Origin of the sequence: Alloiococcus sp. CFN-8 (assembly GCF_049943125.1) — a bacterium.
GTDB lineage: Bacteria > Bacillota > Clostridia > Clostridiales > Clostridiaceae > JAEXZL01.
This window is the reverse complement of record NZ_CP188040.1, coordinates 3153897-3174323: the sequence shown is the minus strand read 5'-3', so window position 1 is coordinate 3174323 and position 20427 is coordinate 3153897. Positions and strand designations below refer to the sequence as shown.

Sequence of the window (20427 nt, the reverse complement as noted above, 5' to 3'; positions counted from 1 at the left end):
CTGTTCTTTTCTTTATTAATGGTTTACTTTAAATGATATATTTGCTTCTATTTCTAATGCACCCTCTCAAGAATTCTCATAGATCAAATAACTAACCCCTCTTTGATTACTCAAAGAGGGGTTAGTTTTGCTATTTATTATAATTGAAAGCCTGCCAGCTATAATGATATAAAACAAATCCCACTATACACAATATGAAACCAAAAACCATAGATGCTTGTAGATTTACAGCAGCAATTTTCCCAAAAACAACATTAGTAAAAATTGCTATTATATCCATAATAACAGCATTCATGCTAAGAGCCGTGGCTCTATCCCTAGTGGTGATTTCTTCGTTTTGAATTTTCATTTGAAGTGGCTGCAGAATACTAAAACCAATTCGAAGGATCAGCACTCCAAGTACAGCTATTATTGCATACTTGGTAAAGGCTAACAAAATACAAGCTATACTCCCAGAAAAAAACACCAAAAGACCTAGGTTTTTATCTCCAATTTTATCAGTGATTTTAGAAGAAAAACCTCCAAGCAAACCACTAATAGTTATTATTATATAAACAATAGATATCATCGATGGAGACATTCCCACCTTAATATATTTCAACTGATTTAAAAAAACCGTAATTGTTTGATGCGTTTCATTGAGTAAGGCAACGGACAGTACAACTAATATTAGCCTTTTATTACTAAATACCTGCTTAAGAATACCCAATGAGACTTTCATAGAAATACCATTAGACTTTTCTTTTGTTACCTCTTTTAAGCCAAAGGCTAGACATGCAGATATCCCATAGCTAACTACAGTTAAAAGCCCTGCTGTACGGTAGTTGTCACCTATAAATACAGCATAAATTCCTGCAGCTAGTAGAAGACCTATTTGACAAAGGTTATTATATATCCCAAAAACCCTTTGAGAGTCGCCATGGGTGCAAGATAGATAAAGTATACTGACATCGACACCTGACAGACCAGCGAGAACAATACCTAGTAATATTCTCTCAAACAAAAAATCTCCAAAGCTATCAGCCTTCCAAAAAACTATCTTTGAAATGAAATACAGACAACAGCAACCAATCATTGTGCGTCGATATCCAATTCGATCCGCAATATGCCCCAAAGGTATCTCTAGAGATATCATTATTACAAGTGAAATACTTTCAATAAGAGTAATCTGAAATATAGATATTCCTACTGCTTGACGGTATAAGGTCGCAATAGGTCCATAAAACACCATCCCCTGTAAAAGGGCAATGACGTACATAATATAAATATTCTTTTTCAAAATAAAAACCGCCTCTCATAAACAATGTGCATAACAATAAAACCATAGTTCATATGGTCACTAAAAGTTATAATCACATAGCTTAAATTGGACGATTGTTTATCATAATAACTCCTTTAATCATGTCGATAGTATTTCATTACTAATTATAATATACTATAAATACTATTTTAAAGAAAATTCAGATCCTAATGCCTAATATTATATTTCTTTTGAGCTTTAAGCATAATTATTCCTCCCAAAATAAACCCTATCCCAAAAGCAAATATTTAATTATTAACCGTTCACAAGCTTAATTTTTACTAACATATCCTAGGTACCATCTCACCTTCTAAAGGAGTTATAATTCTCTTGCCTCCAAAGGTATTTATAGCGATAACATGATGATTTTTATCTTCTATGAATTCTCCCATTATATTAGCATTCTTACAGTTACTAAACCTCTGTAAACCCTCAACTATCTCTATTGCTTTAGCTTCCCTCACTACCAATATCATTCTTCCCTCAGAAGCAATATATAGAGGTTCTAAGCCTAAGAGCTCATTTATCGCTGTAATCTCTGGCCTGATTGGTATGTTTTTTTCATATAAATTTACGCCAAGGCCTGAGTGCTTTGAGATTTCATTAAGTACAGTAGCTACTCCGCCTCTAGTAGGGTCTCTCATAAATTTAATATCCTCAGAATAATCCTTTAGGTAATCTAATATTTCAGTAAGTGGAGCACAGTCGCTCTGAAAATCACCTTTTATATTGAGATTATACTGATTTATTGCTATGGTGGTGCCGTGTTCGGCTATGGAGCCTGTGACTATGATTTTATCCCCTGGGAATATTTCTTTAATACTAAAATCCTTTAACACCCTTCCTATGCCACTGGTATTAATGAAAACTTGATCTACTGCCCCTTTTTCTACTACCTTCGTATCTCCTGTTACGATAGAAACTCCTGCCAAATCAGCTGTCTCCTTCATTGATATTACAATTCTTTCAAGGATATCTAAATCAAAGCCTTCTTCAATAATCATTCCACAGCTTATATATAATGGCTTTGCACCCACAGCAACTAAATCATTTATAGTACCGCAGATAGCAAGCTTGCCTATATTACCCCCTGGAAAAAATATAGGCTTAACTACAAAGGTATCTGTAGTAAAAGCTAACCTCCCCTGTCCTATTTCTAAAATTGCAGAATCTAAGCCCTGCAAAAGTATTTCATTGTTAAAATGCTTATAAAAAATATTTCTTATTAGCTCCTCTGTTTGGCTTCCCCCATTGCCATGGCACAATTTAATTGAGTTGTCCATATTACCTTCTCCTTCTAAATATGATATTTATAGTAGGCTGCACATGAGCCTTCACTAGAAATCATGCAGGGTCCTAAGGGATGGACAGGAGTACATTCTCTACCAAAAGCATTGCAATTAACTGGCTTTTTTCTTCCAATAAGGATTTCTTTGCACAGGCACTGAGAATCACTAATCTTTGAAGTAACCTTTATATTATATTTTTTCACGGCATCAAGCTGTGAATAGCCTTCTTTTAATATCAATGAAGAGCCAGGTATATATCCAATACCCCTCCACTCTGTATCCCCAACATCAAATACCTCTCTTATTACTTCTTGGGCAAGCTTATTTCCCTGGGAGCTTACGGAACGTTCATAGAGATTTTTAAATTTCCTGAGGCTTATATCCTTTCTATAAAGAGTAAGCTCATGGATAGCTCTAATAATGTCTAGGGCTTCAAAGCCGGTAATTACTGCAGGAATCCCATATTCATGAGAAATGAATTTAAAATAATCCGCTCCCATCACCGAAGCCACATGACCAGGACAAATTATTCCATGAATATTGTTGTAAGCTTTATCAAGAACCAGGTGCATAACTGGAGGCATAAGCTTTAATGAGCAAAGGAAATATAAATTAGCTATGTTTTTTTCTCTGGCTAGTTTAATTGCAGAAGCAATCACTGGAGCTGTAGTTTCAAAGCCTACAGCAAGAAATACAATAGACTTTTCTCTATTATTCTCTGCAATTTCTAAAGCTTCAAAGGGTGTATATAGGATTTTAATAGCTTTCCCCCCTCTTCGCTGGTCCAAAAGACTCTCATGGCTCCCCTTTACCCTGAGGATATCTCCAAAGGTCGTTAATATTACATTATCCCTATCTAATATCTCAATGGCAGTATCTATAATACTCACATCAGTTACACATACAGGACACCCTGGCCCAGATAGGAGCTCAATATTTGAACCTAACAGCCCTCTTATCCCAAACTTACCAATAGCATGGGTGTGACTTCCGCAAACCTCCATTAATCTTGTACCTTTTAGGGAAGTATTATTAATATCTCTAATCATATTTTCAATTAGTTTTTCATTCATTAAAAAAGCCATCCTCACCAAGGAAACTATTATAATTCTCCGTTAAAAAACCATAGTATTCCTTATTAATTTTTTCTATGGCACAACCCACATGAATCAAAACATAATCACCTATTTCAGGTTCTTCTATAAGCTTAATAAAAATCTTCGCTTCTGCCCCCATAATATTAACTAAGGCATAATCTCCATTAATCACTGTTATTTCACCAGGTATGGCTAAACACATAATATCCTCACCCCTGTATTATTTGATCTGCAATGACAAGCTGTCCAAGAGATATTCCACTATCATTTATGGGAACCTTTTGATTATAAAATACTTTCAGCCCTCTGGCCTTAAGTCTTTTCACTAGATTAAGGAGAAGATATTGATTTTCAAAGCAACCTCCGCTTAATACCACTTCTGATATCCCATATATGCTATTTAATCTTATTACCATTTCTTCCGTTGCTGATATCAAGCCATTGTGGAACTTTGAAGAAATCACCGATACAGGTATTTTAATCTCTATATCTCCCAGCAACTCTTTAAATAGCTCTTTGTAATCTATCTCAAACATCCCTTCACTAGAAATTATCCCCATTGTATATGAGTCCTTCACTTCAGAATCTATGGTATTTTCCAGGATAATCGCACCCTGAGCCTCATAGGAAATCTTATAGCAGAGGCCTAATAAAGCAGAAACGCTATCAAACAATCGACCTATGCTTGAGGTTTTATAACAGTTAAGGCTATTTTTCAGTGCCTGCAATACCACCTCAAGCTTTTCTCCTTCTATTTCTCCTAGCCATTTTTTCGGATCATAGCCTAGGGCTGATAAATAACATAAAGCGGCCCTCCATGGTTCTTTTACAGCCTGATCTCCCCCTTGAATAGCTATATATTTTAAATGTCCTACTCTCTTAAAGTCTCTTGTAGTACCTATAAAAAATTCTCCGCCCCAAATACCCCCATCCAAACCATAGCCAGTACCATCAAATATAACACCAATCACTGGCTCTTTTAATTTATGTTCAGCCATGCAGCTCACCATATGAGCATGATGATGCTGCACAGGAACCTTCATGCCTTTGAAGTTTTCTAAGCTGAGCCTTGAGGTAAAGGAAGGATGCATATCGTAGGCAATCACCTCTGGCTTAGCAGCGGTAACCTTTATTAAGTGCTCAATAGTCAATAAATGATTTGAATAACCATCAGCATTATTGATATCCCCTAAGTATTGACTCATATATCCATAGCCATTCTTCCCTACTGAAACTGTATTCTTTTGCTCCCCTCCTAAGGCTAGAACCTCTCTCTTTGTTTCCAGCTTCATGATTAACGGGGAATATCCTCTTCCTACCCTTACTACCATCTCCTGATCCTCTACAACCCTAATTACAGAATCATCAACAGGAGTATAAATATCACGGTTGTTTACTAAAAAATAATCTGCCACTGACTTCAGTGCTGAAGCAGCCTCATTATTCTTATATTGAATTGGTGAATTGCTGATATTTCCGCTGGTCATTACAAGATAACGGATACCTTCCTGGAATAGCATAAAGTGTAATGGGGTGTAAGGGAGAAATACACCAACTTTTTTTGTATCTGGAGCAACAACCACTGATAGCTTGAAAGGTGTTCTTTTATCCAATAGGAGTATTGGCTTTTTATTGCCTTCCAGGATCAATTGCTCAGTGGTATTCATGTGACAGATTTCTCTTATAGCTTCAGTATCCTTAGCCATAATTGCAAGGGGCTTGTGAGGTCTTTTTTTCCTATGTCTAAGAAGCTTAATAGCTTCCTCATCTTCTCCGTTACAAATAAGATGAAAACCGCCCAGGCCTTTTACAGCTATAATTCTTCCTTTTTTTATTTCTTCTACAGCTTTACTGATCTCCTCTCCCCTTGCATATTTCTCCCCTATTTCGTTATACATAGCTAAGGAAGGTCCGCATTTAGGGCAGCAGGTAGGCTCTGCGTGAAATCTCCTGTTTTGTGGATCTTCATAATCCCTTTTACAGTGATCACACATTTCAAATTCCTTCATGGCAGTATTTCTTCTATCATAAGGAAAATCCTCAATTATTGAATACCTAGGTCCACACTCAGTACAGTTAGTAAAAGGATATTTAAACCATCGACTATTTATATCATAGACTTCCTCCATACACTTATTACAAACTGATACATCTGCCGCAATAAATCTATGGGCCATGTCAATATTATTACTTTCTTCAATAGTAAAAGCCTTATATGAAGCTACAGCTCTTTGGACTACTTCAACTTTTTCTATTCTAGAGAGGCTAGGCGGATTATTAACCAGCTGATTTATAAAGATTTTTATATTTTCTTCTATCCCTTCTGCCTCAACTATCAAAGCAGCTCCACTGTTATTCACTAATCCTCTAATGTTATTTTTAAGAGCTAAATTGTATACATAGGGTCTAAAGCCAACTCCTTGTACTATCCCCATTAACCTAATTGTATAGCTTTTAATATTCATAGATTTTTTGATTAACTACACTATCACCCTTTAAGCTGAGAATAACTGCAGCCTGCTCTTGAAGCTTAATAATTTTATTTTCCCTACATAACCTCTCTAGCTGCCTGGATACCTTCCCTAATATAGCTGTATCGTACATTTTCCCCCTCCTATATGAGACTCAATCGATCTTTTTGTTTCTTCTACCACTTCTGAAAATAATACTTTCATGGTTTCGCTTATTCCCAAGCCAAAGGAAACATCAGCTATTTCAATTTCTATGAGTATCCCTTTAATATCCCTTCTATACAATTTAATTGCTTCCACCAAGTTATGCTTGTGCTGTGTTAACCCTATCCCCCTATAACCTAATTCATCTAAAGAATGGGTACTGACTCTTCCTATCTCTCCTCCTGTAAAGGCAGCGTCTAATATAATAACCTTATCTCCATCCTCCAGGGAATCAAGACAATACTCTACATCTGTTTCACCAATAATAAGCTCTACATCCCTTTCTATTAAATAATTCTTTAACGCTTTAGCCACCCAAACTCCTATACCATCGTCAGCCATCATTATATTTCCTATTGCAACAACCTTATTCCTATAACATGCCATATTTTATACTACTCTTATTTCAATTGGCTCAAATTTACTTCCAACTATATGAGTGGCACAGGATATACAAGGATCAAAGGAGCGAACTATTCTGCCTATTTCCACTGGGTATTTCTCATTCTCTATTGTAGTTCCTATCAAAGCTCTTTCCACGGTACCTTTTATTCCTTTAGAATCCTCTGGTGATAGGTTCCAACCAGATGGAGTAATTATTTCATAGTTTTTAATTCTTTCATTGTCAATGGATATCCAGTGTCCTAATGCTCCTCTAGTGGTATCAATTAATCCCCGTCCAACTGCCCGCTCAGGAATTTCATAGGCTCTTTGACCTGAAGGTTGAAGTCTTATCCTCTCAAGAAAACCCTCCATGATATCAATAATTTTCTTAACCTCTAATACTCTTGCAATAGTGCGATCCATGGTGGATATACCTCTATTGTATTCTCCACTGAGCCACATCCTTGCTAAAGGTCCTACCTCCACGGCATAGCCCTCATACCTTGGTGCCTTCACCCAGCTGTAGGCCCCCTCCTTATTAACCTCTTCCTCAACGGTTGTATCTGTTGGCTTTCGTATATCCCTATCAGCCTCGTACCAGGCTCTATATATATTCTCCGTTATAGCATTTTCATTAAAAGCTTCATTTTTACCATCTATATATACCCCAGGAGCCACATAGAATATATCCCTTTCAGGATAATCAAAGACACCATAGGTCATTAGATTTTTATAGCCTCCTCCTATGTGATAATATTCGCTGTAATACTTAGCGATAATGTAAACATCCGGTATCATTTTATCTACTACGAAGCTTTTGATTTTCTTTAGGATAGAGTAAATTCTATTAAACTCTGAGGCATCTATATTGATTGTAACTCCTCCTACGAAAATTCCATGGTTATGAGGTGCCTTACCTCCTAAGGTTGCTATCATCTCATGGGCCAAGCGGCTATATTGTAAAGACTCTAGATAATGAGCTGCCAGCAAGCTGTTCTCTTCCTTTGGCAATCTATAATATTCGTGGGGAGCCTCATATAAAGGACTGATCTCAGGTCCATTCACAAAATCAGGCAGGGTAAATTGATAAAAATGCCTCAAATGATTTTGGAGAAATTCACAGCCATGAATATAATCTCTAATTATTCTATCATTCTCAACAGTTCCTATCTTCATAGCATCCTCTAGAGCAAGGGTAGAGCCCATAGAATGGGCTGTAGAACAGATGCCGCAGATTCTTTCTGTGAAATAAATTGCATCTAAGGGTGGGCGGTTTCTAAGCATTTTTTCAAAGCCTCGAAACAATAAACCACTGCTTTTTGCATCTACAACAACTTTACCTTCTACCTCAACCTGTATTTCCAGAAAGCCACTAATTCTTGTCACAGGATTTACAGTAATTACTTTTCCCATATAACTCCTCCCATTCCCCTTTAATATCTCACAAAAGGCTCCATGCCATCAGGAAACCTTTCTTGAGCACAGCCAATACAAGGAGTATTATCTTTTATTGGCCAGTTCACATATCCATTCCACTGCCTTGTAGGGCAGTCAGTTTTAGTTACTGGGCCACGGCATCCAAGCTTGAACATGCACTCTACGTCTCCAAGAGCCTTTGCAAATATACTATTATCAAAAAACGACCTTCTGCTGCACCGATCATGTATAGTTATTCCATAAAACACCTTTGGTCTGTTATCAGCATCTAGCTCCAGTTTTCCAAAGTATATAAGACTGGCAATAGTGCCAGTAATCCAATCAGGATGCCCTGGGCATCCAGGAACTTTAATGACCTCTCGTTCAAGAAGCTTATCTATGCTTATACTTCCAGAAGGATTAGGCCTAGCTGCTGAAGGTCCTCCGTAAGAAGCACAGGTCCCTACTGCCAGAACATATTTTGCTTTCTCTCCAGCAGCCTTAACTGCTTCTAATGCAGTGATCTGTCTTCCTTGATGATTGGCAATAATGGTATAAAAGCCATTAGCTTTCGTTGCCACTGCCCCCTCTACCACCAGAATAAATTCCGTGGAAAGAGTCTCTAAAAGCTGATCATAGGCAAGCTCTCCTTCAGCTGCCATCAAGCTATTGCTGTATCTAAGATTCACCATATTTTTTAGAAAAAAACCTAAACCAGGATTTTCCCCATTCATTAAGGAGATGATATTCCCTGAGCACCCTGTAGCCTCTAACCAGATTAAATTTATCTTACTTCCTGGATATTCTCTTACCTTATCCTTTGCTAGCTCCATAATTTTCTTAGCAGTTAAATTTTTCGAATCTATCATAGGACATGATTTTATCATCTATACCACCTATTAACCCTTTATTATTCCTACCTTTGGTAGCTTCATCAGTATAGCAGCCATACCATGACAGCCCTGAAACTCCGAAGTAAGATCCTTCCCTGCATACAGACCAAAATGAGTACCACCGCCCCAGGTAGCCTCTCTACTCATATCGTATACTACTCCATTTACAGCCACATAGGCAGGGTTTCCTCCTGAACCATCATATTTTCCTAGCTCCTCTAAGGTAAATACTCTCTCCGTTGCTTCCCTGTGGCTATTCTTCATATAATATGAGTTATTATTATAAAGCTTCCTATTCATAGTCATATTTTCACAGTACATTCTCACCCAGGGATGACAATAGCTGCATTGGTTCATAGTATAGTATTGCTGAGTATACATATATTGATAAGGATAATAACAGTAAAAAACTGGCATTAATATTCCTCCTTCTCATCATTAATAAATTATATGTATACTAATTTTCTTAAAGAATATGTATGTTAATTTTATTCTAACTAAAAGAAAACCCCCTCAAGCTCATAGTCTGAGGGGATTTTGTAACTCTTACCAAACAGGAATTAATGATCCTTTAGAATCTTCTTCAATAACGGCTTTTGTAGCCTCTGTCTGATAAAGCTCTACGATACGCTTGTACACTTTGTTATCTTTATCTTCTGTACGAGCAACTATAACGTTAATATATGAGTTTTCTCCTGACTTAACCTCTTCTAAAACTATTGCATCCTGTGATGGGGTAAGACCTGCATCCGTAGCCACTCCTGAATTTATAACAGCTAAGGGAACTTCCTCTAGGGTAGCTGGTATATTAGTTGCTGATAGCTCAATAATTTCAAAGCCTCTTGGATTCTCAATATCCTTAATTGTTGGAGTATTTCCTGCATCAGGGTCTAATGTGATAAGTCCATTAGCCTGAAGTAATAATAGAGCTCTACCACCATTAGTTACATCATCGGGAATTACAATTTTGTCTCCATCCTTTAATTCATCGAGACCTTCTAGCTTTTTAGAATATAAACCTAAGGGTGCATATACTGTTTCACCTATTACAGATAATTCATAGCCATGCTGTTCCACTTCTGTATTTAAATAAATATAATGCTGGAAGGCATTTAGCTCTATTTCACCGGAATTTAAGGCTGCATTAGGAATAGGATAGGAATCAAAGAAAACTAGCTCAATATCTATGTTTTCCTTAGCAGCCTCTTCCTTAACATGGTTCCAAACCTTAGAATCACTTCCTGTTAGCCCAAGCCTCACAAGGGTATTTTCATCACCATTTCCTGTATTGTTGCCCTTTGCCGAATTGCTATTACTGCAGCCTACCAATAATATGGATAAAATTAAAAATAAAATAAGCTTTTTCATATTTAAATTCTCCTCCTTAGTGAGATGTTTTTTTAATTATTATGTTCCCTATGAATTGAATTATTGTGACTATAATAAGAATAACCACAACTGAAACATAGGTAATATCCTGATAAAATCTATTATGACCATATCTGATTACAAAGGCTCCCAGACCTCCTGCCCCTACAGCTCCTCCCATGGCTGTTAAACCTAATAGGCTTATTGCTGTAATTGTTGTTGAACGGGCTAGGGCTGGAATGCTCTCCCTCAGATAAACCCTAAAAATAATCCCAACTGGTGAAAGCCCCATGGACTGAGCTGCTTCAATCAATCCCTTATCTATATCTGAAAGGGCCATATCTACCTGTCTGATAAAAAATGGAGTGCAGCCTACTACAAGAGGAAAAATTGTACCCTCTACACCAATAAAGGTTCCTGAAATTATCCTTGTAAGTGGTATTAATGCAGTAATTAAAATTACAAAGGGAATAGATCGAAATAAATTAACCATTCCATTAAGAGTTTTATGAATAAGTGCATTTTCAAGTATATTTCCCTTTCTGGTTACCACTAACAGTGTTCCTAAGAATAACCCTACGATAAATGAATATATCCCTGATAAGAATAGCATTTGTATAGTTTCACCGAGACTTTTAATAAATTCATCAGAATAATCCATTAGGTTAGGAATATATTTTGTCAATAAATCAAACAATTTTAATCACCTCAACTCTTATTTTCTTATCACTAAGATACTGTATTACTTCCTTTTCATCTCCTTGAGATATTTTTAGACGGATTATCATAGAGCCAAGTACTGTATCAGAAATCACCTCTACATTTGCAAAGATAATGCTTGGACTTATATCATATTTTTTAGAAATATTAGCTATAATCGCTTCCTTTGTTTCTGAGCCATGAAAATCCAGTCTCCAGATTCTCTCCTCTTCACCGATATTAACAAGCTCAGACTTTTCCTTAATCAGCTCATCAATCCGGGACAAATTTGATGTACTGTTTATAAAATCCTTAGTAATCTGTGCTTTAGGCTTAGAGAAAATTGAAACTACATCATTTACTTCCACAACCTTCCCATCCTCCATCACTGCTACTCTATTGCATACTTCCTTTATTACATTCATTTCATGGGTGATAATTACAATTGTAATACCCAGCTTTCTATTTAAATCCTTAAGTAATTGCAAGATAGACCTGGTGGTTTGGGGATCCAGGGCAGAGGTTGCCTCATCGCAGAGAAGAATATCAGGTTCATTGGCTAGGGCTCTAGCGATAGCAACCCTTTGTTTTTGACCTCCTGACAGCTGAGAGGGATAAACCCTTACCTTATCAGAAATCCCTACTAAATCTAACAATGCCAGTACCTTCTTTTCAATATCCTTTTTACCTAGACCACTGTATTTTAGGGGGAATGCCACATTCTCAAAGACTGTTCTTGAGGAGAGGAGATTGAATTGCTGAAATATCATCCCTATTTTTTTCCTCTCTCTTCTCAATTCCCTTTCCCCTAATTTAAGAATATCTGTACCATTTATCAGCACCTTACCTGTGCTTGGTCTTTCTAAAAGATTAATACATCTCACCAGTGTGCTCTTACCAGCACCACTATATCCAATTACTCCGAAAATCTCACCTTTACTTATAGTTAAATTAACATCCTTTACTGCATTTATTATTGTGTTATCTGCTAAAAAGGTTTTTGAAAGGTCTAAAAGCTCTATCATTGTCTTCCTCCTAACTGTTCTGATTGTGCACATTTTCTCTATGCTGCTCCTTAATCCTCTCAAGCAAAGCTGGGTTTAATATAATATCTAAGGCAGTATTGGCAAGAACCTTTGCCCCTAGCTCTATAGAACTTAGTCCTAGTTCACTCCTTGCTGCTTCTCTGAATTCTATACTGTGTCCAGCAATATATTCATTAGATATTTTGATGCAGGGCTGTATCACCGGCACCACTTGACTTATATTACCAACATCAGAGGAACCTATTCCTTTACTATTCCTATCTTCTGATATAAACTCTCCATACCTGTTTAAGTTCTTTTCATAAACCTCATCAAATAAAGGGGTTGGGACAGTGTTATCTACGCTATTTTGGAATAAGCCAAATTTATATTCTGCTCCTGTTTGCATGGCTGCTCCTTTAACTATGTTTTCAAACTTAGCATATAAGTCATTTAAAACAGGTCTAGATTTTGCTCTAAGATAAAATCTTGCACTGGCATATTCAGGGACAACATTTGCTGCCGTACCACCATTGGTTATTACTCCATGGATTCTTACATCATCAGTTAAATGCTGTCTTAAGGCGTTGCTTGCATTATATACCTGTATAATGGCATCTAAGGCGTTAATTCCTTTTTCCGGCGCTGCTGCCGCATGAGAGGCTCTTCCAAAGAATTCGACGTCAACAGGATCGTTTGCCAGAGAGGTAGTGGTAAGGCTATGTTCATACTTTGGATGAACTCCTAGAGCCACATCCACATCCTCAAAGAAGCCTTCCCTTACAAAGCTACCCTTAGCGCTTCCATTTTCTCCACCTTCTTCTCCTGGGGTTCCATATACTCTAATCTCGCCTCCCACCTCATCAATAACTGCTTTAAGTCCAATTGCTGCTAGGGACGAGGTAGCCCCAAAGAGATTATGTCCACAAGCATGACCAATTCCAGGCAGTGCATCATATTCTGCATAGAAGACTACAGTAGGCCCTTCCTTTTTACTCTTATATCTTGCATCAAAGCCCGTTCTATGTCCTGCCACATCTACCTCTACCTCAAAGCCTTCCTTTTTAAGCTGCTCAGATAATATTTTACAAGCAAAGAATTCATAGTTACTTACTTCAGGTTTATCGTGAATTTGTAATGCTATATCCTTATAAACTTTCACTCTTTCTTCCACTGCCTTATCAATTAAACCTCTGATATTTTCCATAATATCTCCTCCTGTATATATAAAATAAAAACCTGCTTTCAACAAAATAAGAAAGCAGGTGAATTACCAATAACACTTTCTTATCTTTCAAACCATTTGGTTTGCAGGATTTAGCACCTCGAACTTTTACATTCCGGTTGCCGTGCTTCATCGGGCCAGTCCCTCCACATCTCTTGATAAGATTATCCATATTAAATTTTTTAGGCATTTAAAAAGCCTGCTTTCTAAGATAAGAAAGCAGGCTATAATCAACCATATAATCTCTTATCTTTCAAACCATTTGGTTTGCAGGATTTAGCACCTCGAACTTTTAAGTTCCGGTTGCCGTGCTTCACAGGGCCAGTCCCTCCACAACTCTTTATAAGATTTATTTAATAATTATTATTTTCTAATAATAATTTAAATTATAATAATTGTCAATGTTTATTTGCAAAACTATGAAATTTTATTTGTAACTTTCCTTTTTTTGCTTTCGTATATAATATTACACAAAGAAACATATTTATCTTAACCAAAGCCATATTAAACCGGAGGACTAAATAATGACTGTAACGAAAAATAGCATATTATTGAAATTGTTAATTACCTTTTTCATGACCTTAACTTTAATTACTGGGTGTGTTAGTAATGATGATAATGACAATCCCTCTCCACCAGGCAATGGAATCCAAACTCCAGATGATACCTCCGAAGAACAACCTAGCCAATCGGATGATTCAAAAAAGATCCTTCTAGATACCATTATGAACCTCGCTAAGGAAGGAAAAGTTATAAATATTAGCTTTACATTAAAAACTAATGTAATTGAAGATGTTGAGAAGGAATGGGGAGAACCAGAGACTTCAGATTGGATTCCTGAGGCTAAAGGTACATATTCTACTTATCCAAGTAAGGGAATAGGCTTCGGATGGAATAAAGGCTCTCAACTTTTTGAAATAAGATCCTTTGATAGTGAAATAAAGAAAATCCCACTTTCAGAGGTTAAAAATATCTTCGGGACCCCTGACTATGATGTGAAAGTTAATGGTGAAGAGATAATAGGATATGTAGTAAATGAGGAGTTTAAAATATTACTGGTATTTCCTGAACCAACTACCAGCAGTCCTGACCCTTTGATGGATCATTATTCAGTGTTTTATCCAAGAGGCACAGTTAACCAAATGGCTAATGATCCGGGAAGAGAATGGTAGCATAATATTTGAGTCACAGCAAATAAGTCGCTTAAAGCGACTTATTTTTTGTATTTTTACCGTTATAAACCAATGCAATCATAAGATTGTCCTTGTTATTTATGATTTCTTATTAGGATTACTAGGAAACCATCCTTTTTTAACCCTTTCTTCTTGTTCAAAAAGCTCTAGTATGCTCCATAAGGAAGAAAATCCTGTAATACCTGTAATTGCAGAAAGTGTTATATTATCAATATAGATAGATAAAACTATTAAAAGCAATCCAACTAATAAAAACAGCGGCCATATCTTTTTTCCTATATAGTATTCAGATTTAATTACAATTGGATGGAAAATTCCTATTATAGCAAAGGCAATTGCTCCTATTATTAATCCTTGAAAATTCATACCTAACATAACCTCCTTATAGATAGATTTATTAAAAATCAAGAGGGCAGCTTGGCCACCCTCTATAAGTCTGCAGTGATTATTTATACTTTCTGTTAGAGAAGATCAAAACGATCTGCATTCATTACCTTATTCCAGGCTGAAACAAAGTCATTAATAAATTTCTCCTCTGCATCATCGCTTCCATAAACCTCTGCTATGGCTCTAAGCTCAGAATTTGAACCAAAGATAAGATCTACTCTAGTTGCAGTCCACTTTACCTCTCCAGTTTTTCTATCACGAACTTCAAAAATATCCTTATCCTCAGAGGTTGGCTTCCACTGATTATTCATATCTAAAAGGTTTACAAAGAAATCATTGGTTAGAGCCTCCAGCCTATTAGTAAACACACCGTGCTGAGATTGACCAAAATTAGTATTTAGTACACGCATTCCACCAATTAAAACTGTCATCTCAGGTGCAGTTAGAGTTAAAAGCTGCGCACGATCAATTAATAGTTTTTCAGCAGGTATAGGAGATTTAACCTTTTGATAGTTTCTAAACCCATCATATCTAGGCTCTAAGACTTTAAAGGAATCAATATCAGTCTTCTCCTCCAGAGCATCAGTTCTTCCTGGTTTGAAAGGAACTGTGATATCATAACCTGCATTCTTAGCTGCCTTTTCTACACCTACACATCCACCGAGAACTATAAGATCTGCTAATGAAACCTTTTTATTTCCTTGCTGTGCTCCATTGAAATCCTCCTGAATCTTTTCCAGCACCCCAAGAACATGATCTAACTGCTCAGGCTGATTCACCTCCCAGCTTCTCTGCGGTTCAAAACGTATTCTAGCCCCATTAGCCCCTCCACGTTTATCAGAACCACGGAAGGTTGAAGCTGAAGCCCAAGCCACTCCTACCAGCTGAGAAACAGAAAGACCTGATGCTACTATCTTGCCTTTAAGCTCCTCAATATCTTGTGAATCAATTAGTTCATGGTCTACAACAGGAACAGGATCCTGCCAAATAAGCTCTTCTTTTGGTACCTCAGGACCAAGATAACGTGAACGAGGTCCCATATCACGATGCGTAAGCTTAAACCAAGCACGAGCAAAGGCATCAGCAAATTCCTCTGGATTTTCTAAAAATCTACGAGAAATTTTTTCATATTGAGGATCAAAGCGCAGTGCCAGATCTGCTGTGGTCATCATAGGCTTTACCTTTTTAGAAGGATCATGAGCCTCCACAACCAAGTCTTCCTCATCTACTTTATTTTTAGGTATCCACTGCTTTGCTCCGGCAGGGCTATTAACAAGCTGCCAGTCATATTTAAACATCACCTTAAAATATCCCATATCCCAGGTAGTAGGATTAGGCTTCCAGGCTCCTTCAATACCGTTAGTAATGGTGTCTGCTCCTTTACCACTACGGAAAGTACTTATCCACCCAAGACCTTGATGCTCTATAGGAGCTGCTTCTGGCTCTGGTCCTACATGGGTTGCGGGACCGGCTCCATGACATTTACCAAAGGTATGTCCACCAGCTATAAGTGCAACAGTTTCCTCATCATTCATGGCCATACGGGCGAAGGTTTCTCGCACATCCTTAGCTGAGGCCACTGGGTCAGGATTACCATTTGGTCCTTCGGGATTAACATAAATTAATCCCATCTGAACAGCAGCAAGGGGATCTTCAAGATTTCTTTCACCAGAATAGCGATTATCACCCAACCATTCACTTTCAGACCCCCAATATACATCCTCCTGTGGTTCCCATACATCCTCACGACCTCCAGCAAAGCCAAAGGTCCTACAGCCCATGGATTCCAGTGCACAGTTTCCAGCGAGTATCATTAAATCAGCCCAAGATATCTTATCGCCATATTTTTTCTTTATAGGCCAAAGAAGGCGACGAGCCTTATCAAGGTTTGCGTTATCAGGCCAGCTATTAAGTGGCGCAAAACGCTGTGTTCCATCGCTGGAGCCCCCACGTCCATCTCCCATTCTATAGGTACCGGCACTATGCCATGCCATACGGATAAAAAGAGGGCCATAGTGACCATAATCTGCAGGCCACCAATCCTGTGAATCAGTCATCAAAGCATATAAATCCTTTTTAATTGCGCCAAGATCTAGTTTTTTAAATTCCTCAGAATACTTAAAGTCTTTCCCCATTGGATTACTCAAAGTAGAGTTCTGTCTAAGGAGCTTTAAATTCAATTGATCAGGCCACCAAACATTGTTTGTTCTGCTAATACCCGCTGTAGTTGTAGCTGTTCTCCCCGTTACTGGACATTTCATTTCACCCATTATTAATCCTCCTTCACCTTTAAATATATTTAAAAAGCGTATTAGAAACCGCCTTCAAATATCGGCTTAATTTTTTGTTAAAATATAGCCAAGATTAGAAAGTCAACGGATTGTAAATGTCTATTTACAACTGAAACATTACATTATTATATAATTTTATTTAATCATATTAATATAGTTGTATTTTTATTAAGTATTATTTGATATTTTATCATAAAATTATCATTATTCTGATATAATTATACACATTTATTTATTATTTTGACAATATTATTTAACCATTTTTTATATCAAATACATTTATTTCTCCTACAATCTTCCTCACTAGTTGCATGCTTCTATTATCTTATTAGGATATAGAATGTTAAGTAAAAAAATAAGTCGCCTTAAGGCGACTTATTTTGCTTATTCTTATTTAGTCATTAAACATCCTGCCATTTATAATAGAATGCTAGGGTTTTATTTAATCACCTTGGCTCTGTTAACAGCACAGCATCTAATGGTGGAGACATTCCAACAAGACCTACGGCATAAATTGTATAGTATTTGTTGTTATCCAGTCTAACATTGGGAACTGTTAAAACTGTATTATTAGTGCCGGCAACATTTACATTGAAATTATAGGTTCCTGCAGGAACGCAGGCATAGTCTGTTATACCCATGTAGGAAACATTACTAAATACATTGGTGCCATCTTCTAACCTAATATCTACCGCTGGTGCATTGGGGGAAAGATGAACAAATCTTACACAAGGCCTCCCACTTTTTTCACCCATCATTGGTTCAGGGATAGGATATAAGCCAATACCAGGAAGTGTTCCTATTGCAGCTACAGTAAATACGCTATTTTCAGGAATGCTTAACATAGTATTTATAACAGGTTTATTCATCTGACCAGTAGGATAAACGGTAATATTATAGGTTCCTGCAGGAACAGGTAGATACTGGGATACTTCCTTATAAGAAAGGTTTTTTACAATCATGTTCCCATTAGCATATACATCTACTGCAGGAGAATTAGGAGAAGCATGGAACACTCTAATATGGGAATTCATTTGTTTAGCTCTATAACAATCGCTAGTTGGTTGATAGCAATATGGCCAATAAAACATAAGCTTTCCTTTATATTATTAACTACTATATGATATGAAACAGGTATAAAAAAGTTAACAATATTGATTTACTTTAAAGTTCATTTAAGAAAGACAAGGTTAATCGCTGTTAGATCCCTTCCAGCCTTCATATTCTCCCATAGCTTTAAGCACTTCCATATCTTCCTTAGAAATTTCTATATCTATGTTTAAGTTTTCTATCATATATTCCTTATGGGTAGTCTTTGGAAGAACAACGGTTCCCAGCTGATAATCAAATCGATTTCCAAGCTGAGGAATGGTATATCCATACTTATCTGCCATTTCCTTTATTTCTTCACCCTTTAACTTTCCAGTAGCATTAGGAGAATAGGATTCTACAAGTATTCCTCGCTCATTGCATGCTTCTATCAGCTTCTTTGGATAACGGGTTATATTTACAAGAATCTGATTTACCATAGGCTTTATATCTGAGTTCTGAATGATATTATCCATGTCTTCTGAACTAAAGTTCGACACACCAATAGCTCTAAGCTTCCCATCCCTATAGGCTTCACTCATTGCTCTCCATACCTCAATATTTTCTTTATTATAATTCTTTTCAGAAGGCTCACCCATCTCATTAAAAGGTCGAGGGGCATGTATAAGCATCAGGTCAATATAATCTGTATTAAGCTTACGCAGGGATTCTTCAATAGCTTCTACTGCACCCTCATAGCTTTTACAGGAAGAATGTATCTTTGACGTAACAAATATATCCCTTCGTGATATACCAGATTCGAGAATTCCTTCTCCCACCCCTTCCTCATTACGATACAGGGCAGCCGTATCGATATGACGGTATCCTACCTCTAGTGCATCCTTAACTACACGAGCTGTAATATCATTAGGTATCTGCCAGGTACCAAGTCCTATTACAGGAATTTCCACACCATTTTCTAGTAATAATCTATCATCAAGCATAATTCCCCTCCTAAGTATTGATGGACTAATCTGTTTCTTCAGAATATATTAAAGTAATATATTTACTCCATTATATAGCTTATCTCAATTGTATAGATTTAAGATTCTGTGAAATCTTATTTCCTACATAGACTTCACCGTAGCAACCTTATTTCTTTATGACAAGGACATTTAATTCTATAATTTTTTGAATACATTCTTTTGAATATCCTGTGTAAAAATATAATAGATCTTATAGACTATGAATTAATGCTATTAAAGTTATATTACCTTTAAAATTTGAGGTGGTTTATATGAGAAGTTTTTTTCTAGATTATTCCCTAGTAAATATAAAAACAAAATTATTACTGCTTTACCTTCTTAATGTAGCCGATTTAATATTCACTCTTTTACTTCTTTCTACGGGGTATTATTTCGAAGCAAATGTTTTAATGGCCGAGGTAATGAATAATACAGCAGCTGCTCTTTTAATAAAGATTATACTGCCTGCTATACTCCTTGCTGTTCTATATCTGAGAATAATAAAGGCAACAAATAAGCAGCGCAGAATAGCTAACTATGCAATAAACCTAGTAGCAATTCTATATATATTAATCAACATATCTCATTTTTTTGGTATTGCCATCTTAACCTTTTTGTAAATCACCTTTCTACTAAAAAATATCATAAAATTGGACTGAAAATGTAATTTTCAGCCCTTTCTTATATCTATTTAATATAATTGTCTGAGCTCAATCTGGCCTTCTCCATCTCCTTGAGGATCCGGTGCTTTCATAGCCCATTCTATTGCCTCTTCCCTGGATTTTACATCAATAAGGAAAAATCCAGCTGTTACATCTTTCGGTTCTGAAAATGGACCATGGGTAACCACTGGAGCTTCACCGGGTTTTTCATAGGAAATTCTAATACCATTGGAACTAGGGTGAAGTCCTTTTGCCATAACCTTCACTCCAGCTTCATCTAAATCATCATTAAATTTATCCATAGCTTCCATAAGCTCTTTACTAGGTAAATTACCAGCCTCAGAATTCTTTGAAGCTTTAACAATTAGCATAAATAACATAAACCATCCTCCTTAGTTTTTCTTACAATATACCTTTTATAGAATTTTCTGTCAATACTTTCTAAAAGATACTTTTTATGTTATCTAAT

At 36.6% G+C, this 20427-nt stretch carries 21 protein-coding genes and 2 riboswitches; of the genes, 2 read left to right on the top strand and 19 right to left on the bottom strand.

Annotation, left to right across the window (positions count from 1 at the left end; all coding sequences use genetic code 11):
- Window positions 1-130: 130 nt before the first annotated feature.
- From ACPWSR_RS14905 to ACPWSR_RS14840, 14 genes are all read right to left on the bottom strand, one after another.
- The gene (locus ACPWSR_RS14905; protein ID WP_426349020.1) at window positions 131-1279 is read right to left on the bottom strand and encodes an MFS transporter; all 1149 of its coding nucleotides are present in this window, start codon (window positions 1277-1279) and stop codon (window positions 131-133) included.
- Window positions 1280-1581: 302 nt separating this feature from the next.
- A complete protein-coding gene (hypE, locus tag ACPWSR_RS14900; protein WP_426349019.1) occupies window positions 1582-2583 on the bottom strand; it encodes a hydrogenase expression/formation protein HypE in 1002 nt (333 codons plus the stop codon).
- A gap of 14 nt (window positions 2584-2597) precedes the next feature.
- Complete coding sequence (hypD, locus tag ACPWSR_RS14895; RefSeq protein WP_426349018.1) at window positions 2598-3662, bottom strand: hydrogenase formation protein HypD; 1065 nt, start codon at window positions 3660-3662, stop codon at window positions 2598-2600.
- Window positions 3655-3888, bottom strand: a complete 234-nt coding sequence (locus ACPWSR_RS14890) for a HypC/HybG/HupF family hydrogenase formation chaperone (RefSeq protein WP_426349017.1) — start codon at window positions 3886-3888, stop codon at window positions 3655-3657. Before ACPWSR_RS14890 ends, hypD begins: the two co-directional genes overlap by 8 nt.
- 7 nt (window positions 3889-3895) lie before the next feature.
- Window positions 3896-6151, bottom strand: coding sequence for a carbamoyltransferase HypF (hypF, locus tag ACPWSR_RS14885; RefSeq protein ID WP_426349016.1), 2256 nt, complete (start codon window positions 6149-6151; stop codon window positions 3896-3898).
- Window positions 6141-6290 (bottom strand): hypothetical protein, encoded by a 150-nt coding sequence (locus ACPWSR_RS14880; RefSeq protein WP_426349015.1) that lies wholly within the window; start codon window positions 6288-6290, stop codon window positions 6141-6143. Before ACPWSR_RS14880 ends, hypF begins: the two co-directional genes overlap by 11 nt.
- Window positions 6269-6748, bottom strand: coding sequence for a hydrogenase maturation protease (locus tag ACPWSR_RS14875; RefSeq protein WP_426349014.1), 480 nt, complete (start codon window positions 6746-6748; stop codon window positions 6269-6271). The genes ACPWSR_RS14880 and ACPWSR_RS14875 overlap by 22 nt, the downstream gene beginning before the upstream one ends.
- Before the next feature lie 3 nt (window positions 6749-6751).
- Window positions 6752-8158 (bottom strand): nickel-dependent hydrogenase large subunit, encoded by a 1407-nt coding sequence (locus tag ACPWSR_RS14870; protein WP_426349013.1) that lies wholly within the window; start codon window positions 8156-8158, stop codon window positions 6752-6754.
- A gap of 20 nt (window positions 8159-8178) precedes the next feature.
- Window positions 8179-9030 (bottom strand): hydrogenase small subunit, encoded by an 852-nt coding sequence (locus ACPWSR_RS14865; RefSeq protein ID WP_426349012.1) that lies wholly within the window; start codon window positions 9028-9030, stop codon window positions 8179-8181.
- Between the two features lie 30 nt (window positions 9031-9060).
- A complete protein-coding gene (locus tag ACPWSR_RS14860; RefSeq protein WP_426349011.1) occupies window positions 9061-9471 on the bottom strand; it encodes a cytochrome b5 domain-containing protein in 411 nt (136 codons plus the stop codon).
- 129 nt (window positions 9472-9600) lie between these two features.
- Entirely contained in the window at window positions 9601-10422 is an 822-nt protein-coding gene (locus ACPWSR_RS14855) for a MetQ/NlpA family ABC transporter substrate-binding protein (protein ID WP_426349010.1), read from the bottom strand.
- Window positions 10423-10438: 16 nt separating this feature from the next.
- Window positions 10439-11119, bottom strand: a complete 681-nt coding sequence (locus ACPWSR_RS14850) for a methionine ABC transporter permease (protein ID WP_426349009.1) — start codon at window positions 11117-11119, stop codon at window positions 10439-10441.
- Window positions 11112-12146: a methionine ABC transporter ATP-binding protein gene (locus ACPWSR_RS14845; RefSeq protein WP_426349008.1), complete on the bottom strand. Its 1035-nt coding sequence runs from the start codon at window positions 12144-12146 to the stop codon at window positions 11112-11114. Before ACPWSR_RS14845 ends, ACPWSR_RS14850 begins: the two co-directional genes overlap by 8 nt.
- A gap of 10 nt (window positions 12147-12156) precedes the next feature.
- Complete coding sequence (locus ACPWSR_RS14840; RefSeq protein ID WP_426349007.1) at window positions 12157-13353, bottom strand: M20 family metallopeptidase; 1197 nt, start codon at window positions 13351-13353, stop codon at window positions 12157-12159.
- A 77-nt stretch (window positions 13354-13430) separates the two neighbouring features.
- Window positions 13431-13536, bottom strand: a riboswitch (SAM riboswitch).
- Window positions 13537-13614: 78 nt separating this feature from the next.
- Window positions 13615-13720: riboswitch (SAM riboswitch) on the bottom strand.
- 175 nt (window positions 13721-13895) lie between these two features.
- On the opposite strand from ACPWSR_RS14840, the gene ACPWSR_RS14835 reads away from it, so the two are divergent.
- Window positions 13896-14543: a YjgB family protein gene (locus ACPWSR_RS14835; protein WP_426349006.1), complete on the top strand. Its 648-nt coding sequence runs from the start codon at window positions 13896-13898 to the stop codon at window positions 14541-14543.
- A 99-nt stretch (window positions 14544-14642) separates the two neighbouring features.
- On the opposite strand, the gene ACPWSR_RS14830 is transcribed toward ACPWSR_RS14835, so the two are convergent.
- The 4 genes from ACPWSR_RS14830 to ACPWSR_RS14815 all read right to left on the bottom strand — a co-directional run bounded on the left by ACPWSR_RS14830 (window position 14643) and on the right by ACPWSR_RS14815 (window position 19275).
- Entirely contained in the window at window positions 14643-14930 is a 288-nt protein-coding gene (locus tag ACPWSR_RS14830; RefSeq protein WP_426349005.1) for a DUF4491 family protein, read from the bottom strand.
- Between the two features lie 95 nt (window positions 14931-15025).
- Window positions 15026-17221 carry a catalase/peroxidase HPI gene (gene katG, locus ACPWSR_RS14825; protein ID WP_426349004.1) on the bottom strand — a complete coding sequence of 732 codons (2196 nt, stop codon included), beginning with the start codon at window positions 17219-17221 and terminating at the stop codon, window positions 15026-15028.
- 467 nt (window positions 17222-17688) lie between these two features.
- The gene (locus tag ACPWSR_RS14820; protein ID WP_426349003.1) at window positions 17689-18276 is read right to left on the bottom strand and encodes a DUF4397 domain-containing protein; all 588 of its coding nucleotides are present in this window, start codon (window positions 18274-18276) and stop codon (window positions 17689-17691) included.
- Between the two features lie 156 nt (window positions 18277-18432).
- The gene (locus tag ACPWSR_RS14815) at window positions 18433-19275 is read right to left on the bottom strand and encodes an aldo/keto reductase (RefSeq protein ID WP_426349002.1); all 843 of its coding nucleotides are present in this window, start codon (window positions 19273-19275) and stop codon (window positions 18433-18435) included.
- A 293-nt stretch (window positions 19276-19568) separates the two neighbouring features.
- Between ACPWSR_RS14815 and ACPWSR_RS14810 the strand changes: the two genes are divergently transcribed.
- Window positions 19569-19916, top strand: a complete 348-nt coding sequence (locus tag ACPWSR_RS14810) for a DUF5658 family protein (RefSeq protein WP_426349001.1) — start codon at window positions 19569-19571, stop codon at window positions 19914-19916.
- 71 nt (window positions 19917-19987) lie between these two features.
- On the opposite strand, the gene ACPWSR_RS14805 is transcribed toward ACPWSR_RS14810, so the two are convergent.
- Entirely contained in the window at window positions 19988-20338 is a 351-nt protein-coding gene (locus tag ACPWSR_RS14805; RefSeq protein WP_426349000.1) for a YciI family protein, read from the bottom strand.
- Between the last annotated feature and the right edge of the window lie 89 nt (window positions 20339-20427).

Excerpts from the sequence above, each read along its gene's own strand:
- hypE (WP_426349019.1), bottom strand. The coding sequence starts at position 2,583 with ATGGACAACTCAATTAAATTGTGCCATGGCAATGGGGGAAGCCAAACA.
- hypD (WP_426349018.1), bottom strand. The coding sequence starts at position 3,662 with ATGAATGAAAAACTAATTGAAAATATGATTAGAGATATTAATAATACT.
- ACPWSR_RS14890 (WP_426349017.1), bottom strand. The coding sequence starts at position 3,888 with ATGTGTTTAGCCATACCTGGTGAAATAACAGTGATTAATGGAGATTAT.
- hypF (WP_426349016.1), bottom strand. The coding sequence starts at position 6,151 with ATGAATATTAAAAGCTATACAATTAGGTTAATGGGGATAGTACAAGGA.
- ACPWSR_RS14880 (WP_426349015.1), bottom strand. The coding sequence starts at position 6,290 with ATGTACGATACAGCTATATTAGGGAAGGTATCCAGGCAGCTAGAGAGG.
- ACPWSR_RS14875 (WP_426349014.1), bottom strand. The coding sequence starts at position 6,748 with ATGGCATGTTATAGGAATAAGGTTGTTGCAATAGGAAATATAATGATG.
- ACPWSR_RS14870 (WP_426349013.1), bottom strand. The coding sequence starts at position 8,158 with ATGGGAAAAGTAATTACTGTAAATCCTGTGACAAGAATTAGTGGCTTT.
- ACPWSR_RS14865 (WP_426349012.1), bottom strand. The coding sequence starts at position 9,030 with ATGATAGATTCGAAAAATTTAACTGCTAAGAAAATTATGGAGCTAGCA.
- ACPWSR_RS14860 (WP_426349011.1), bottom strand. The coding sequence starts at position 9,471 with ATGCCAGTTTTTTACTGTTATTATCCTTATCAATATATGTATACTCAG.
- ACPWSR_RS14855 (WP_426349010.1), bottom strand. The coding sequence starts at position 10,422 with ATGAAAAAGCTTATTTTATTTTTAATTTTATCCATATTATTGGTAGGC.
- ACPWSR_RS14845 (WP_426349008.1), bottom strand. The coding sequence starts at position 12,146 with ATGATAGAGCTTTTAGACCTTTCAAAAACCTTTTTAGCAGATAACACA.
- ACPWSR_RS14840 (WP_426349007.1), bottom strand. The coding sequence starts at position 13,353 with ATGGAAAATATCAGAGGTTTAATTGATAAGGCAGTGGAAGAAAGAGTG.
- ACPWSR_RS14835 (WP_426349006.1), top strand. The coding sequence starts at position 13,896 with ATGACTGTAACGAAAAATAGCATATTATTGAAATTGTTAATTACCTTT.
- ACPWSR_RS14830 (WP_426349005.1), bottom strand. The coding sequence starts at position 14,930 with ATGAATTTTCAAGGATTAATAATAGGAGCAATTGCCTTTGCTATAATA.
- katG (WP_426349004.1), bottom strand. The coding sequence starts at position 17,221 with ATGGGTGAAATGAAATGTCCAGTAACGGGGAGAACAGCTACAACTACA.
- ACPWSR_RS14820 (WP_426349003.1), bottom strand. The coding sequence starts at position 18,276 with ATGAATTCCCATATTAGAGTGTTCCATGCTTCTCCTAATTCTCCTGCA.
- ACPWSR_RS14815 (WP_426349002.1), bottom strand. The coding sequence starts at position 19,275 with ATGCTTGATGATAGATTATTACTAGAAAATGGTGTGGAAATTCCTGTA.
- ACPWSR_RS14810 (WP_426349001.1), top strand. The coding sequence starts at position 19,569 with ATGAGAAGTTTTTTTCTAGATTATTCCCTAGTAAATATAAAAACAAAA.
- ACPWSR_RS14805 (WP_426349000.1), bottom strand. The coding sequence starts at position 20,338 with ATGTTATTTATGCTAATTGTTAAAGCTTCAAAGAATTCTGAGGCTGGT.